At 57.7% G+C, this 15,462-nt stretch carries 12 protein-coding genes and 2 pseudogenes; 11 read left to right on the forward strand and 3 right to left on the reverse strand.

All coding sequences use genetic code 11. The annotated features are described in order from the left end of the window. Positions 1–233: 233 nt before the first annotated feature. The 9 genes from FFS45_RS32085 (at position 234) to FFS45_RS32130 (ending at position 9,777) form a co-directional block, all read left to right on the forward strand. A complete protein-coding gene (locus FFS45_RS32085) occupies positions 234–1,247 on the forward strand; it encodes an AraC family transcriptional regulator (RefSeq protein WP_137958667.1) in 1,014 nt (337 codons plus the stop codon). A 514-nt stretch (positions 1,248–1,761) separates the two neighbouring features. Beyond that, complete coding sequence (locus tag FFS45_RS32090; protein ID WP_249363016.1) at positions 1,762–3,078, forward strand: AMP-binding protein; 1,317 nt, start codon at positions 1,762–1,764, stop codon at positions 3,076–3,078. Next, positions 3,075–3,839 carry an enoyl-CoA hydratase/isomerase family protein gene (locus FFS45_RS32095; protein WP_137958668.1) on the forward strand — a complete coding sequence of 255 codons (765 nt, stop codon included), beginning with the start codon at positions 3,075–3,077 and terminating at the stop codon, positions 3,837–3,839. Before FFS45_RS32090 ends, FFS45_RS32095 begins: the two co-directional genes overlap by 4 nt. Before the next feature lie 857 nt (positions 3,840–4,696). Then, entirely contained in the window at positions 4,697–5,647 is a 951-nt protein-coding gene (locus tag FFS45_RS32105) for a branched-chain amino acid ABC transporter permease (protein ID WP_137958669.1), read from the forward strand. An 18-nt stretch (positions 5,648–5,665) separates the two neighbouring features. Continuing rightward, a complete protein-coding gene (locus tag FFS45_RS32110) occupies positions 5,666–6,835 on the forward strand; it encodes an ABC transporter ATP-binding protein (RefSeq protein WP_137958670.1) in 1,170 nt (389 codons plus the stop codon). A gap of 24 nt (positions 6,836–6,859) precedes the next feature. Beyond that, a complete protein-coding gene (locus FFS45_RS32115) occupies positions 6,860–7,636 on the forward strand; it encodes an ABC transporter ATP-binding protein (RefSeq protein WP_137958671.1) in 777 nt (258 codons plus the stop codon). Continuing rightward, on the forward strand, positions 7,636–8,352 hold the full coding sequence (locus FFS45_RS32120; RefSeq protein ID WP_137958672.1) for an ABC transporter ATP-binding protein: 717 nt from the start codon (positions 7,636–7,638) through the stop codon (positions 8,350–8,352). The genes FFS45_RS32115 and FFS45_RS32120 overlap by 1 nt, the downstream gene beginning before the upstream one ends. 157 nt (positions 8,353–8,509) lie before the next feature. Continuing rightward, entirely contained in the window at positions 8,510–8,956 is a 447-nt protein-coding gene (locus FFS45_RS32125) for a hotdog domain-containing protein (RefSeq protein WP_249363017.1), read from the forward strand. Positions 8,957–9,009: 53 nt separating this feature from the next. Beyond that, a complete protein-coding gene (locus tag FFS45_RS32130; protein WP_137958673.1) occupies positions 9,010–9,777 on the forward strand; it encodes an enoyl-CoA hydratase/isomerase family protein in 768 nt (255 codons plus the stop codon). Positions 9,778–10,165: 388 nt separating this feature from the next. Here the strand turns inward: FFS45_RS32130 and FFS45_RS32140 are convergent, their stop codons facing one another. Continuing rightward, a complete protein-coding gene (locus FFS45_RS32140; RefSeq protein ID WP_137958675.1) occupies positions 10,166–11,314 on the reverse strand; it encodes a porin in 1,149 nt (382 codons plus the stop codon). Positions 11,315–11,532: 218 nt separating this feature from the next. Further along, a complete protein-coding gene (locus tag FFS45_RS32145; protein WP_137958676.1) occupies positions 11,533–12,666 on the reverse strand; it encodes a branched-chain amino acid ABC transporter substrate-binding protein in 1,134 nt (377 codons plus the stop codon). Positions 12,667–12,970: 304 nt separating this feature from the next. On the opposite strand from FFS45_RS32145, the gene FFS45_RS32150 reads away from it, so the two are divergent. Continuing rightward, positions 12,971–14,821 carry a sigma 54-interacting transcriptional regulator gene (locus FFS45_RS32150; RefSeq protein WP_249363018.1) on the forward strand — a complete coding sequence of 617 codons (1,851 nt, stop codon included), beginning with the start codon at positions 12,971–12,973 and terminating at the stop codon, positions 14,819–14,821. A gap of 209 nt (positions 14,822–15,030) precedes the next feature. On the opposite strand, the pseudogene FFS45_RS42545 reads toward FFS45_RS32150, so the two are convergent. Further along, positions 15,031–15,206: pseudogene (locus FFS45_RS42545) on the reverse strand (transposase domain-containing protein); the annotation flags it as partial. 22 nt (positions 15,207–15,228) lie between these two features. Between FFS45_RS42545 and FFS45_RS32160 the strand changes: the two are divergent. After that, positions 15,229–15,441 (forward strand): annotated as a pseudogene (locus FFS45_RS32160) (transposase domain-containing protein); the annotation flags it as partial. Between the last annotated feature and the right edge of the window lie 21 nt (positions 15,442–15,462).

The following is a 15,462-nucleotide window of genomic DNA, read 5'->3' on the forward strand; positions in this document are numbered from 1 at the left end:
CTCCCAACCCCACCCGCTCGACAACTGTCCGCAGCTCACCGACCAGTCCACGCATATGGACGGCGTTGGCCTGAAAATCGGTCGAACGCGCATTAAGCTTCGATTGAATAACCTGCACTTTGTCCTCTCTTCGTTCGACAATCCAAGGTACAGACGAGAATAGGCCACGCGTCGCCGAAATCCGTGCCAAGTCATTTGCATATCGTGCCAACAGGTGATGTACCATTTGGCGAATGAAACACGACATCGCCGAAACGCCCGTCGCATTCATTCGTTCAATCGTTCTCGCGTATGAACGGTATCGAATGAATCCGTTCAACGCCCTGTCGGCGGCACATATCCCGCCATCCCTGCTCGGCAATCCAAATGGACGCGTGACAGCCCAACAGCTGGAGATCTTTTCTGGGTTCGCCATGCGGGAACTCGACGACGAAGCCCTCGGTTGGTTTAACCGGAAGCTTCGCTGGGGAACTAACGGCATGCTCTGCAGGGCGTCGCTGCCATCCGACAATTTACGAGTCGCGCTCTTGCGCTGGTGCAGGCATTACAGTTTGCTGGTCGACGATATTCGAATCGATTTGACAGTCGAAAACAGGATTGCGAGCTTGAGCATCCATGAGTGCAGGGATCTCGGAGAGCAACGCGAATTTTGTCTCGTCAGTACATTTCGCAACATCCTTGGCTTCGCGTGCTGGCTTGTCGACTCGCGCATTCCCTTGATAGCCGCACGGTTCCCGTACCCCGCGCCGCGGCACCACAGAGTGTATGAACTGATGTTTCGCTGCCCCGTCGTGTTCGACGAGTCGCGTGCAAGTTTCAGCTTCGATGCGGAATACCTGACGCTCCCCGCGCGCAGGGACGACCGCGACCTCCGTCAAATGTTGCTGCGACCGTTGCCACTGATCGTGCTGCAGTACCGCCGCGACAGGCTGCTGTCGCAGCGCCTGCGTGACCTGCTACGGACGCGTAGCCTGGAGCTATCGAACGCCGACGCGCTCGCGGTGGAGCTCAATCTCTCTACTCGCAGTCTGTACCGGCATTTGGCGGAGGAAGGGACATCGCTTCAGCGACTGAAGGACGATGTCCGACGCGAGGTAGCGATGCACCAGCTCGCTCGCACAAACAAACCCCTGAAGTTCGTCGCCGCGGCGGCAGGATTTCGTAATGAGGCGAGCTTCATCCGGGCGTTCCGTCAATGGACGGGACAAAGTCCGGGAGAATATAGACAATCCGTTAAATGCAAGTAAATTCGCCTCGGGCGGCACGTTTTTCACACTCGAACCACCTTCTCGCGCCGCCCCTCGCCGAGGCATGCCCACTTATCAATTTTTTGGCATGAATTGCAAATAAATTGGTGCTACCGATGTGTAGTCGGTAGCTATCCTTGAATGGACAGGAAAGTTGCAATACGTATGCGGGTGCGGCCTACGTTCCGTGGGCAAATACCACTATCGCGCTTCCTTCCTGCGATCAGCAGGAGAAGCCGAGTCCTCCAAGACAAGACATGAAATCTTGCCAAAAGTGTAATCGGCCCACCCACAATCGCCATAAACCAAAGCCTCCAACAACGTATAATTTTTTTCTTTCCGTAAATATTTTTAACGGAAATAAACCATACCCATAAAATTAACACTATGCATACTTAACAAAATTATTGTTTATAAATCAATGCGATATTGATCGTCTGCCAAACATGGCCCGCAAGCTGCATTAATCCGGAGCAAGGCATCATGAATATGCTCAACCTACGGAGAACGCGCAGTGAGCCAGACAATGCTTCATCCCGATTTCGAGACCCTTCCGGACGATCGCGTCCGTTGGCTTCAAAATGACCTCTGGACCGAGCAATGGTCTCATCTACGCGCAGGATCCCGTTTCTACGCTGAAAAATTTGGAGCCCAGCTCAGCCATCCGGCCTCGCTCGACGGTCTGCAGGAATTGCCTTTCACCGAGAAGGATGAGTTGCGACAAAGCCAGGAGCGGGAATATCCGTTTGGCGATTACATAACCTGCGGCACTGACAAACCTGTCCGTCTGCATATGACATCCGGAACCACCGGGCGTCCCCTGCAACTTGCCAACAGCCAACGCGATGTTGCGCTCGTCGCGCGCATCGGTGGCCGGGCCATGTTCGCATCCGGACTCCGGCCTGGAGATCGAGTGATTCATTGTCTGAACTATTGCATGTGGACGGGCGGTGTCACCGATCACTTGGCGCTGGAGGCTGCGGGCGCATGCGTCATCCCGTTCGGCGTTGGAAACACGCAAAAACTGCTCGATACGATCACGGACCTCGGCATCAACGCAATTTCGTGCACGCCGTCTTATCCGGCATTGCTCGAAAAAGTGTTGCGGGAGCAAGGTCAGAGTCCGCGAGATTTTGGCCTGCGTCTTGGCCTGTTCGGCGGTGAAGCCGGCCTCGACAACCTTGAGTTCCGCGACGCGATGGAAGGCGTTTGGGGATTCGGCGTGCGCAACGCTAATTACGGCATGTCGGAAATTCTCAGCAACTTCGCGAGCCAGTGCGAGCACACAAACGATCTGCACTTCCACGGTGGCGACGCGCTCTTCACTGAAATCCTCGATGCCCAAGGCAGTAGCCTTCCAATCAAGGAAGGCAATAGCGGCGAGCTTGTTTGCACACACCTTCAGAAAGAGTGCCAGCCGTTGGTCCGTTACCGGACCCGCGACGTCATCACGGTGACCGGGACAGGCACGTGCGGATGTGGCCGTACTTCGTGGCGCTTCCGTGTCACCGGTCGTACCGATGACATGTTCAATGTCCGCGGCATCAACGTCTTCCCGTCCGCAGTTCAGAAAGGCGTTATGTCGCGCCCCGACCTCGCGTCGGGTCAATTCAGGATCGTGCTCGACGGCCCGGGTCCCTGGGACCGGATCAAGATCAAGGTCGAGGCGGCGCCGAATCTTCCGGAACAGGAGTGGGCAAATGCAGTACGCGAGCTCGAGCTCGCAGTGCGACAGCACGCTGGAGCATCGGCTGAGGTGACGTTATTGCCACCCGACAGCTTGCCGCGCACGGACGGAAAAACAACCCTGATCGAGAGGCATCCGAAATGAATTTAGCAACGTTTGAAAAGCAGGCAAAGGTAGCAGTCGTCACGCTCAACCGCCCCGATCGCCTCAACGCGATTAGCGGCGAATTGCTGGCTGATTTCGAGAGCGCTTTGCGCGCTGCCCAGCAAGACGAGAGCACCGATGTGATCGTGCTAACTGGAGCAGGTCGGGCATTCTGCTCGGGCGACGACCTCAAGGAATTTGAACAGCAAGCCGAGAGCGAAGAAAGCGTTCGCGCCCACATCGAGGCTATACAGCGAATCACCAGGCTTCTTCTCGGCGGCCCAAAGCTGGTCGTTGGCGCAATTCACGGTTATGCGGTTGGTGGTGGATTTGAATGGATACTGAACTGTGATCTAGTCGTTGCAGCGGACAATCTGATGGCCTTTTTCCCGGAAATGGACTGGGCAAATTTCGTGACCGGAGGGGTAACTCATCTGCTTCCGGTCACTGTTGGCTACCAACGCGCCATCGAGTTGCTCGCGTTGGGCGAGCGCCAGTCGGCGGCCCGACTGCAGGAATTCGGAGTGGTCAACTGGGTTGTCCCAGTCGACCAGATGCTCCCGAAAGCCCTGGACGTCGCGCAGCGGCTCGCCGAGAAATCGGCGTTCTCAGTGCGTAAACTCAAATCCACCATCTATGGCGAACTTGGCCAGGAACTCTGGCGCGCGGTGAAACTGGAGGAAGACGCCACCATCGAAGCGTTTCTCAGACCAGAAGCCGCAGAACGCGTGACGCGATTCACCACACGTCAGCGTGACTAGCACGTCTCCCAACAGTCGGACGCAGCGGGCCAAACGGATTTCTATGCCCTGCTGCCGGCCGGCGTGAGGACCGACGCCATGTTCAACACGACCCGCGGGTCGCGAGCGAGCTTGACCGGGTCGTCGAGTCACTCGGACCCGATGACGACGTCTGGGCGGTCGTCCTGAGTGGAACTGGCGACAGAAGATTCTGTGCAGGGGGTGATATCAGGGCCATCGCAGCAGGACACATCAACTCGCTCTGGACGGAGCGTGGAAAATTTGCTGACTCCAGTTTCGCAAGGCGCCCGACATCCTCGATTACCGCGATCAATGGCCATGCGCTGGCTGGTGGACTTGAGATTGTGCTTGCGTGTTACGTGACCATTGCAGACGGCACTGCCTCGCTGTGCCCTCCTGACGTTACGCGGCCGTCGCCGGCGGTGCGTTTCGCGTGGCACGTCCAAAACCATGCACCGTTGCTTTCGACAAGATAACTATGGGCAGGCCAATCGATGCGCAACGTGCACTCCACGCAGGATTCTCAACGCAATCGCCCCGACGGGCGAGAGATTCCGGCGGATGCTTGAACTTCTCACCTGTATTTTGCCAATGCGCCCCTATAGGGCCAATGAGCAAGGGCCCCTGCTACGCAATCCATCTGTCCCGATGCAACGCGAGTACTAAGGGCGGAGCACGCACCGACGATGACGAGCGATGTCACACATCGTGAATAACCTATGCGCGCCAATAGAGCATTCTCTGCTCAAGGAACGATAGAGACAGGAGGTTGACGCTAACGGCTGGCTTTAAAACATACTTTCCATATGGTCGACATCATTGCATAAGCTGTTGTACTAATGAATTTGGAGTGAGACATGGATATTTTTATACAACAGGTCATCAATGGCCTGGTGCTCGGCAGCGTTTACGCCATCATCGCACTGGGCTATACGATGGTGTACGGCATTCTGGGCATCATCAATTTCGCGCACGGCGATGTGTTGATGGTGGGCGCAATGGTTGCGCTCTCGGCCATAGGCATGCTTCAGAACCACTTCCCCGGGCTCGGCAATGTGCCGACGCTCATCATCGCGCTGATCATCGCGGCCATTGTGTGCGCAGCGGTCGGCTACACGATCGAGCGCCTAGCCTACCGGCCGTTGCGTAAGGCGCCGCGTCTCGCGCCGCTGATCACCGCGATCGGCGTGTCGATCCTGCTGCAGACGCTCGCGATGATGATCTGGTCGCGCAACCCGCTGCCGTTCCCGCAGCTGCTGCCGACCGATCCGCTGAACGTGATCAAGGCCACCGATACGACGCCTGGCGCCGTGATCTCGATGACTGAAATCGTGATCATCGTCGTCGCGTTCCTCGTGATGGCGGGCCTGCTGCTCCTCGTGCACAAGACCAGGCTTGGCCGCGCCATGCGCGCGATCGCCGAGAACCCGGGCGTCGCCTCCCTGATGGGCGTGAACCCGAACTTCGTGATCTCGGCGACCTTCATGATCGGCTCGGCCCTCGCCGCGCTGGCAGGCGTCATGATCGCGTCGGAATACGGCAACGCGCACTTCTACATGGGCTTCATCCCCGGCATGAAGGCGTTTACGGCGGCGGTGCTCGGCGGGATCGGCAACCTTGGCGGCGCCATGGTGGGCGGCGTATTGCTCGGTCTCATCGAACAGCTCGGCGCGGGCTACATCGGCAACCTCACGGGCGGCGTGTTCGGCAGTAACTATCAGGACGTGTTCGCGTTCATCGTGCTGATCATCGTGCTGGTGTTCCGTCCGTCGGGCCTCTTGGGCGAACGTGTTGCGGATCGCGCGTAAGGGTAAGGAGCTAGGAAAATGACTTCAATTCAACCGATCGAGCCGTCCACGACGCTCGTCCCTGAAAAGAACGCGACGAAAACCGCGGTGGTCGGCATTCTGACCGCGATCTTCGTGATCGCCGCGCCGTTCGTCATCGGCGCCGCCGGCGGCAACTACTGGGTCCGCGTGCTCGACTTCGCGATGCTGTACGTGATGCTGGCGCTCGGCCTGAACGTGGTGGTCGGCTTCGCCGGCCTGCTGGACTTGGGCTACATCGCGTTCTACGCGGTGGGCGCCTACACGGCAGCTTTGTTGAGCTCGCCGCACCTGTCGTCGCAATTCGAATGGATTGCGCATCTCGCGCCGGGCGGCCTGCACGTGGCGTTCCTGATCATCATCCCGTGCGCGATGGCGATTGCGGCACTCTGCGGCGTGATTCTTGGCGCGCCGACGCTGCGTCTGCGTGGTGACTACCTCGCGATCGTGACGCTGGGCTTCGGGGAAATCGTGCGGATTTTCCTGAACAACCTCGACCGTCCGGTGAACATCACGAACGGCCCGAAGGGCATCACCGAGATCGATCCGATTCACGTCGGCGACTTCAGCCTCGCGCAGACGCACTCGCTGTTCGGTTTCCAGTTCCCGTCGGTGTACTCGTACTACTACGTGTTCGTGCTGTGCGCGCTGTTCGTGATCTGGGTCTGTACGCGTCTGCAACACTCGCGTATCGGCCGCGCATGGGCCGCGATCCGCGAAGACGAAATCGCCGCGAAGGCGATGGGCATCAACACGCGCGACGTGAAGCTGCTCGCGTTTGCGATGGGCGCGTCGTTCGGCGGTCTGTCGGGCGCGATGTTCGGTGCGTTCCAAGGCTTCGTGTCGCCGGAATCGTTCACGCTGCCGGAATCGATCGTCGTGCTGGCCTGCGTGGTGCTGGGCGGCATGGGCCACATCCCGGGCGTGATTCTCGGCGCGGTGCTGCTCGCGGTGCTGCCGGAATTCCTGCGCTCGACGATGGGTCCGCTGCAGAACATGATCTTCGGTCACGAAATCGTCGACACGGAAGTGATCCGTCAGCTCGTCTACGCACTCGCGATGGTGCTGATCATGCTGTATCGCTCGGAAGGCTTGTGGCCGTCGCCGAAGCATGAAGACAAGATCGCGAAGCTGTCGAAGCGCAATGGCAAGAAACCGGTGCGCGCGTAACGGAACCGAACGGAGAAACACAACATGAGCGACAAGAAAATCCGTCTGTCCGTTAAGGGCGTGAACAAGCGCTTCGGCGGTCTGCAGGCTTTGTCGGACGTCGGCCTCCAGATCGAGGAAGGCACGATCTACGGTCTGATCGGCCCGAACGGCGCAGGCAAGACCACGTTCTTCAACGTGATTACCGATCTCTACACGCCGGACTCGGGCGAATTCAAGCTCGACGGCACGCCGTACACGCCGACGGCTGTCTACCAGGTCGCGCAGGCGGGCATTGCCCGTACCTTCCAGAACATCCGTCTGTTCGGCGGCATGACCGCGCTGGAAAACGTGATGGTGGGCCGGCATGTGCGCACGAAGCACGGCCTGATCGGCGCGGTGCTGCAGACGCCGTCCGAACGCAAGGAAGAGCGCGAGATCAAGGAACGCGCGATCGAACTGCTCGAGTACGTGGGCATCGCGCAGTACGCGGACTACACGTCGCGCAACCTGTCGTACGGTCACCAGCGCCGTCTGGAAATCGCACGCGCGCTGGCGACCGATCCGAAGCTGCTGGCGCTGGACGAACCGGCAGCCGGCATGAACGCGACGGAGAAGGTCGAACTGACGAAGCTGCTCGACAAGATCCGCGCGGACGGCAAGACGATCCTGCTGATCGAGCACGACGTGAAACTGGTGATGGGCCTGTGCAACCGGATGACAGTGCTCGACTATGGCAAGGTAATCGCTGAAGGTCTGCCGCAGGACGTGCAAAAGGACCCGAAGGTGATCGAGGCATATCTGGGCGCGGGGGTTCACTGATGGCTACGGCAATGTTGAAAATCAAGGGCCTTCAGGTCAACTACGGCGGCATTCAGGCCGTCAAGGGCGTCGACCTCGAGATCCAGCAGGGCGAACTCGTTACGCTGATCGGCGCGAACGGCGCGGGCAAGACCACGACGATGAAGGCGATCACCGGTCTGAAGCCGTACTCGGGTGGCGACATCGAGTACATGGGCCAGTCGATCAAGGGCATCCCGGCGCACGAACTGCTCAAGCGCGGTCTCGCGATGGTGCCGGAAGGCCGCGGCATCTTCGCGCGCATGTCGATCATCGAGAACATGCAGATGGGCGCGTACCTGCGCAAGGACAAGGAAGGCATCAAGAAGGACGTCGACCGCATGTTCGGCTTCTTCCCGCGCCTGAAGGAACGGGCGTCGCAGTTTGCGGGCACGCTGTCGGGTGGTGAACAGCAGATGCTCGCGATGGCACGTGCTGTCATTTCGAAGCCGAAACTGCTGCTGCTCGACGAGCCGTCGATGGGTCTTTCGCCGATCATGGTTGAGAAGATCTTCGAAGTGGTGCGGGAGATTTCCAAGGAAGGCATTACGGTGATGCTAGTTGAGCAGAATGCTCGACTTGCCTTGCAGGCTGCTGACCGTGGTTATGTGATGGATTCGGGGATCGTCACGATGTCGGGTGATGCCAAACAGATGCTTGATGATCCCAAGGTGCGGGCGGCTTATCTGGGGGAGTAGCGAGAAAGATTCCGGCGCGTAACTTCGACGTTTTCTGTGGGAACCTGAACCGATTACGAAAGGCGACGGGTCACGCGCCGTCTGAGCAGAACCCGGAATTTCCTCGATGCTCCGAAAGCATTTCTTGAAAAGCGGGTACGCCCGCGTGTAATGCCTCTTGATCAACTCTTCAGAAGATATTCACGATATCTGGGATGACTTTATGCCACTACCAAATGCGTCAACAACCCTTTCGCGTGAAGTCAGCGTGAGTGATCTTGCGTCATCCTTTGCCGATAGTCCCGGCGAAAGCTATCCTGAGGTGCTTTGCTCACCAGCGATGCTCTCTCTTATGGAACGTGCCTGCGCGGATTTGCTGAAAGGCGACGCTGCGCCCGATCACCTATCCGTCGGCGTTTCGACGAAATTTGAACATCTCGCGCCAACAGCGCTGGGCGAAACGATTACAGCGACCGCTACGTTCAGCAGGCAAGAAAGACATCTCTTCTGGTTCGATGTCTCCGTAAGCGACGCCAGCGGCATAGTGGGTCGCGGGTCGCACGCAAGGGCGTTGGTAAGCCGCGAGACGATCGAACAAACAGCGCGAAAGCGTGCCCATCACTGACGGCCACGGCTCAAACGTGCCGATGAAAACACTATCCATTCACAGAAATCACCATGAATCCAGTAACGTTTGAACGGGACCACACCATCGGAATTGTGCGACTCAATCGCCCGGAATCCCTCAATGCGATCAACGGAGAGCTACTGACGACGTTGCACGATGTGCTCGACGAAGCAATGAGCGATTCGGCCATCCACGCGGTCGTATTGACTGGTAATGGACGGGCATTCTGTGCCGGTGACGATCTTAAGGATTTCTCCCGCCAGGCGGCGACCCACCAAAGCATCGAGGAACACGTCGAGAGAATCCAGTTGATTACGTGCGACCTGATGTTCAGTGACAAGCCTGTCATCGGTGCGATGCATGGCTATGCCGTTGGCGGAGGCTTCGAATGGATGCTCAACTGCGACGTCGTTGTTGCTGCTGAGAGCCTTGTCGCATTCTTTCCAGAAATGAAATGGGGTCAATTTGTCACGGGTGGCGTCTCACATCTCCTGACGCAGAGCGTGGGCTACCAACGTGCGATGGAACTCTGGCTGCTGGGCGAACGGCAATCCGCAGAACGGCTACTGCAACTCGGTCTCGTGAACAGGGTCGTGCCTGACGACGCCATGCTGCCTGCCGCACTTGCCATTGCAAGAACAGTTGCCGGACAGTCAACAAACTCTGTCCGACGCTTGAAGAGACTGCTCAATCGTGAATTGAGCGAGCAACTTGCACGCAGCCTGATGCTGGAAAAAGAGGCTGCCATCGATGCATTTGGTGATCCTGATGCCGCCTCCCGCGCGCAGCAATTTACAAAGACGCACAACACGCCCTGAAGTTAGCTACCGGTTAATGCTTCGGCCCGAAGCAGGCCTGCGCCGCCTCGATAGGTGACAGGCCGCAATGAAAGTAGCCTCGGAGACGATCTAACATTTCCTCGTCGGGATGATAGGGAGAGTCGATGTATCTGGCCACGATCGACGTGTCATACCATGCGCGTGTCCATGCATCCAGACTCTGCCACTCACCGATACCGTCACATGTTGACTCACTGATCATAGAGACCTACCCTTCGCCCGGCTGCGGGTCAATAGATGTTTCAAGTATTGCGTTTTGCAAAAGGCCTGCCATTTTCGACAGTCGTCGGCTCGACTTCCTGGAATTCCGCAGAATCGGACATTCTCTAAGGGAGCGCCCTCAAAGGACGCTCACGAGAATCACTTCCTAGAACTTATGGCGAATTGCGGCGCGCAGCACGAGTTGGTTTCCTGTCGACGACACATCCGCAGCACCGGGGACGTACGCATAGTCCAGCACCGTACCGGTCTTATCCCCTCCAGCGTGTTGGTAGGCACCCTGCACATAGAAATCGGTGCGTTTGGAAACGTTGTAGTCGGCCATCAGTCCAACCGACTGATAGTTCGGATGCAATGTACCGTTTGACGCGACATACGAGCTGCGCGTGTAGACGTATTGAGCACCAACATAGAACGCAGGTGTGAACTGGTACTTCCCGTTGACTTCGTAGTTGTCGTACTTGAGCGACGACAACGTGGTACCAGTTGCTGGCGTAATCGCGCCCACGTAGCCCGAACTCGTCGGTTGCGAAACATCCGTGTTTGTATAAGCGAAACCTACAGTTGCACCACCGAACGTGTAGTTAATGCCTGCACCGAAGATTCGCAAGCGACTGGCGAGGAAGTTTTCGTCACCGCCATTGTTGATCGCACCAGACGCTGTTGAAGAAGGATTATCGGCATTCAGGAACGCAGCAGCGATCAGGAGCCCGCCGTTCGCATACTGGGCTCCGATACTCGCTTGTCGGTTGTTCGCAAAGCCGGTCGCGTTGCTGAAGCTGTACGTACCACCAAACTGGAATCCGGCAATCGCAGGACTTGCGTATTTGACGGTATTGTTGACCCGGAACGAGTTGTCGGTGTTGTCGTTATCGTATGGGTGAGAGAACAGGTAACCCGCCCAGTTTCCGTTTGCCGTCGTCTGAGCAAGATAGTCGACCAGCGAATCGTATTGGCGTCCGAAGGTGAGGGTTCCGAATTTCTCATCGGCCAGTCCTACGTAGGCCTGTCGACCAAACTCAAGTCCGCCTTGTCCGAGCTTGCCGTTGTTCACGTTGAAGCCATTCTCGATCTGAAAAACAGCCTTAAGGCCACCGCCCAGATCTTCTGCACCCTTCAGTCCCCAACGACTACCTTGAGCATAGCCGCTTTGCAGTTCGTAGACCTGCTTACCGCCGACATTGTTCGTGAAGTCGAAGCCTTCGTCGATGACGCCGTACAGCGTAACCGTACTCTGTGCCAGCGCGGGAATGGCGCAGGCAGAGAACATGACCGCGACAACAATTTTCTTTTCCATACTCTTTGTCTCCAAACCGGTATGTACAGCAATTTTTATGATGGGCCGCGACGCCCCAGAAACGCGCCGGGCGCCTATCAGCCCGCGCGTTGCTCTCGCGGGTACTTCACTACGGTAGTTCGCTTGGATTGAGGCGCGGAGCCGGCTCGCCACTCGCGTCGAGGCACCGCTCGACCGTCGTCACGCAAGCCAGTGAAGTCAGTCACACCAGGCGACTGCTATTTGGCGACCAGGGGGACGAGATCATTTCCCGTCAATTTGTAGACCGTTACCGGAGGATTGACCCATTCGCCCGTCTGATCGAACTTCACAGGTCCCAGCATGCTGGAGAACGTAGATGTCTTGAGCAGGGGCGCAAACTTTTGTGGATCCGTCGAGTTGGCCTGTTGCATCGCCTTGGCTAGCGTAAGCGTCGCCGTGTAGCAGGCCGGTGCATAGACATCCACGTCGGCGTCGAACGTCTTCTTGAATTTTTCACGGAAGGTCTCGCCACCTGCTATGGATTTCAGCGGTGCACCGCCCTGCGCACAGTACATCTTTCCGTCGAGCGCGCCATCCGCCAGCTTTGCAACATCGGGAGCACAAATGCCGTCGCCGCCAACGAGAGTCGCGTCGATCTGAAGCGTTTTCATCTGGCGACCGAGATAACCAGCCTGCGTGTAGTAACCGCCATAGAAAATGACGTCAGGCTTTGCCGGCTTCATATTCGTTAGAATCGCCTTGAAGTCGGTAGCCTTGTCGTTGGTGTACTCACGATCGACCACTTCAAGACCTGCTTTTTTCGCGGAATCGATGAAGACATCAGCAATCCCGGTGCCGTAGGCCGTCCGATCGTCAACTACAGCAACGCGTTTTGCATGAAGCGTCTGGGCGGCAAACACGGCCATGCGCGCGCCCATCGTGTTGTCGTTGGCACCCAGGCGGTACACGTAGGTGTACCCCAACTGGGTCAACTGCGGATTGGAGGCAGTCGCCGTTATCATCGGAATATGGGCGTCATTGTAAATTTTCGCGGCCGGGATCGTGACACCGGAGTTGTAGTGTCCAATCACCGCGCTCACGCCCTGGTCAACAAGTTGTTGCGCGACCGTCACCCCCACCTTCGGGTCGGCCTGATCATCCTGAGAAATCATCTGGAACGTGACCGGTTGTCCGGCAATCGTTATCTTCTGCGCGTTGAGTTCGTTGATGGCCAGCTGGACACCGCGCTCGTCGTCTTTGCCGCTCTGTGCAAGGCTGCCAGTGAGCGGCCCTGCGACACCGATTTTGACCACGGTATCCGCAAGGGCGTTGGGCAGCGAGAACGGGCCGGCCGCCAGAACACCGGCGAGAGTCAGACAGAACACTTTCATGGAAATGGTCCTTTGCGTGTAGGGAAGATCAGATTTACCGCCCTCATGTAAGTGCAAAGTCGATGCCAACGTTAGTGTTTTCCCCGCCGGACAAGGCTTTGGCGCAGTTATATGATTTTGATATGTCCCGCGCCGTAAAGATTTTTAACATCTTGCAACTTTACAGACGACTCGCAAAATTCCGGATCTGTGTCCGGTTTGGCACGACTAGATTAAGTTTTTTTGACGCGACATCCTGTCCAGCTTGATCCACAGCACTATTTCTACTATGACAAATGCCCCGCCCCTCCGCGCTGGCCGGCCGGTGTCCCGACGCCTGGCCGACGAGCATGCTGAAACCTGCCCGCTGCGGGCTCTCGTCACGCAGGCGACCTGGAAGATGGCGAAGCGCTATGCGGTTCAACACGAACAGTTGTCGGTTCTGGTTTTAAGTGCGGACGGCAATGTCGCGGACCTGGCGGTGGCAAAACGAATGACCGCCATGTCCGCTCTTCCAGCAGTTATGCGAGCCACCGGCGATGATCCCGGACGCATATCGCAAGCCGTGCTGTCTACAATCGATGCGGCACTCGGGATATCCCGCATCCCGGTCGAAATAAAGTTCGAGAGTGGAACGGACAGCAAATCACACTGCCTCGGTGTTGCACTTCGCTTCGACGACAGTCTGGTTGGATATGTTGTAGTCGGAACATACGGAGACCCGCCAGGGCCTGCCAAGCATGATCTGGTGGGCCTGCTTGCGGCGACGCTGGTGGGCGCCTATCGCAGCTACTCAGATGCGCAGCAGCAAAATCGCCTCCTTGAGGAGCAGCGCGCGATAGTGGATCACATAGGCGATGGTCTTCTCGTGCTTAACCGCGACGGAACGATCCGATACGCGAGCGCATCCGCAACACGTATGCTGGGGCTGCCTGCAAAGAGCGTCGGTCACGCACTCACCGACCTCCTCGATTTCGAACTGGCCATCAGTCCGGTCTTCAGATCAGGCGTTGGGTACGCCGATCGAGAAATGATTATCGACTCGCCCAAGCGTCATCTCCACATCTTTGACACGGCGATCCCGATCAAGAACAGCGCAGGTGAGGTGGTCTCCGTCGTTAACACGTTCCGCGAGATCGAACGCGTGCGCAAGGTTGCAAGCCGGTACGCCGGCAGTCTCGCCAGATATACCTTCGATAGTCTCGTCGGCCGTAGCCAGTCGCTTCTGTCCTGTATCGACGCCGCACGCAGCGCGGCCAGGGGCAACGCTAACGTACTGCTTGAGGGAGAGAGCGGCGTTGGCAAGGAGGTGTTCGCCCAGGCGATTCATAACGCGAGCAAACGCGCAGACATGCCGTTCGTGGCACTCAACTGCTCGGCGCTGCCCCGTGATCTCGTAGAGAGCGAGCTATTCGGATACGTGTCCGGAAGCTTCACCGGAGCTGCGCGAGAGGGACGACCCGGAAAATTTGAATCCGCAAACGGCGGTACGATTTTTCTGGACGAAATTTCCGAGCTACCTATGAACGCTCAGGCAAAGCTGCTGCGCGTGATTCAGGAGCGGGAAGTAGTGCGCGTCGGCGATACCACTGGCATCCCGATTGATGTGCGGATCATCTGTGCGAGCAATCGTGAGCTGAGATCGCTAGTAGCACGTAACGAATTCCGTGCCGATCTTTTTTATCGATGCAACGTTCTGGGGATACGCATTCCAGCACTGCGCGAGCGCGCAAGCGACATTCCCGTTCTCGCCGAGTACTTTCTTTCGAAATACGCACGCCTCCTCGGTAAGCCCGCATGTCGACTGTCGTCGTTGGCGATAGACGAGGCCATCGCCTATCCTTGGCCCGGCAACATTCGCGAACTGGAGAATACCATTGAGCGGATTGTGAATCTTACCCAAGAGGAAATGATAAATGACTTTACGCGGTGGCTCGAGTCTGGCGTGGAAGAGCCCGAGATTGGCGCAGCCTCTCCTCCAGCCAAGCCCGAACGAGGTGCCATCGTTGCGGCCGATGTGCGTCCGCTACGTGATCAGGAAGGCGCAGCCGTGCGTCAAGCCCTCGAGGCCTGTCGATACAACGTGACGCGCTGCGCATCGCTACTAGGGATATCCAAGCCCGCGCTTTACGCAAAAATCAAACGTTACCGGATCATTCTTGAGCGACCGCTTTAGATCCTTCGCCGGACTGAGCTGCGTGACTGCTGGCGTAAACCATTCGAAGCACAAGCAGCGCCCGCCGCCACGAAGACTCACGCGATCTCTCGTACCATCTCACTCGCCACTCACACGATGGTCGGGGTGTACATCAGTAGGCGCGCATTAGACGGTGTCCCTTACGCGGTGCCATGCAACATGCTTCAGGCCACGTGTGGATTCCACTGCTAGGGCAGCAAAGCCTCGTAGTCATCGGTGGTGCGCGCGTGCGTGCGACTTTTAACAGTGCAATGAGGTAACGGTACGGCTCGATGCTGTTGGTTTTCGAGGTCTGCACGAGCGAATAGCGGTTGGCGGCGGCATTTGCGCCGTCGACGGTGTCACAGACGAGCCAGTTTGATCGGTTAGAGAAGCAACTTCATAACAGGGCTTCAGGACTGCTCAGCGACACCGTTGCCGGCGCGAAGGCAAGCGCCATGATCGACAGCCTTATGCTGACCTGCAGGGCCTGCAACGTCGAATCCTACGCCTACCTTGTGCACTTGCTTCCCGAACTACCGAAGCGCGAACCGCGTGCCGACGTGACTGACCTCTTACCGTTCAACTACGCGAAGCCCACAGAAACGGCAACGCGTTGAGCTTGATCGGTCTCCACCTCA

The organism is Burkholderia sp. 4M9327F10 (assembly GCF_005503145.1).
Taxonomy (GTDB): domain Bacteria; phylum Pseudomonadota; class Gammaproteobacteria; order Burkholderiales; family Burkholderiaceae; genus Paraburkholderia.

Bases quoted from the DNA above. Each gene is read 5' to 3' on its own strand.
- FFS45_RS32120 (WP_137958672.1), top strand. From the start codon at position 7,636: ATGGCTACGGCAATGTTGAAAATCAAGGGCCTTCAGGTCAACTACGGC.
- FFS45_RS32140 (WP_137958675.1), bottom strand. From the start codon at position 11,314: ATGGAAAAGAAAATTGTTGTCGCGGTCATGTTCTCTGCCTGCGCCATT.
- FFS45_RS32110 (WP_137958670.1), top strand. From the start codon at position 5,666: ATGACTTCAATTCAACCGATCGAGCCGTCCACGACGCTCGTCCCTGAA.
- FFS45_RS32085 (WP_137958667.1), top strand. From the start codon at position 234: ATGAAACACGACATCGCCGAAACGCCCGTCGCATTCATTCGTTCAATC.
- FFS45_RS32105 (WP_137958669.1), top strand. From the start codon at position 4,697: ATGGATATTTTTATACAACAGGTCATCAATGGCCTGGTGCTCGGCAGC.
- FFS45_RS32115 (WP_137958671.1), top strand. From the start codon at position 6,860: ATGAGCGACAAGAAAATCCGTCTGTCCGTTAAGGGCGTGAACAAGCGC.
- FFS45_RS32130 (WP_137958673.1), top strand. From the start codon at position 9,010: ATGAATCCAGTAACGTTTGAACGGGACCACACCATCGGAATTGTGCGA.
- FFS45_RS32145 (WP_137958676.1), bottom strand. From the start codon at position 12,666: ATGAAAGTGTTCTGTCTGACTCTCGCCGGTGTTCTGGCGGCCGGCCCG.
- FFS45_RS32095 (WP_137958668.1), top strand. From the start codon at position 3,075: ATGAATTTAGCAACGTTTGAAAAGCAGGCAAAGGTAGCAGTCGTCACG.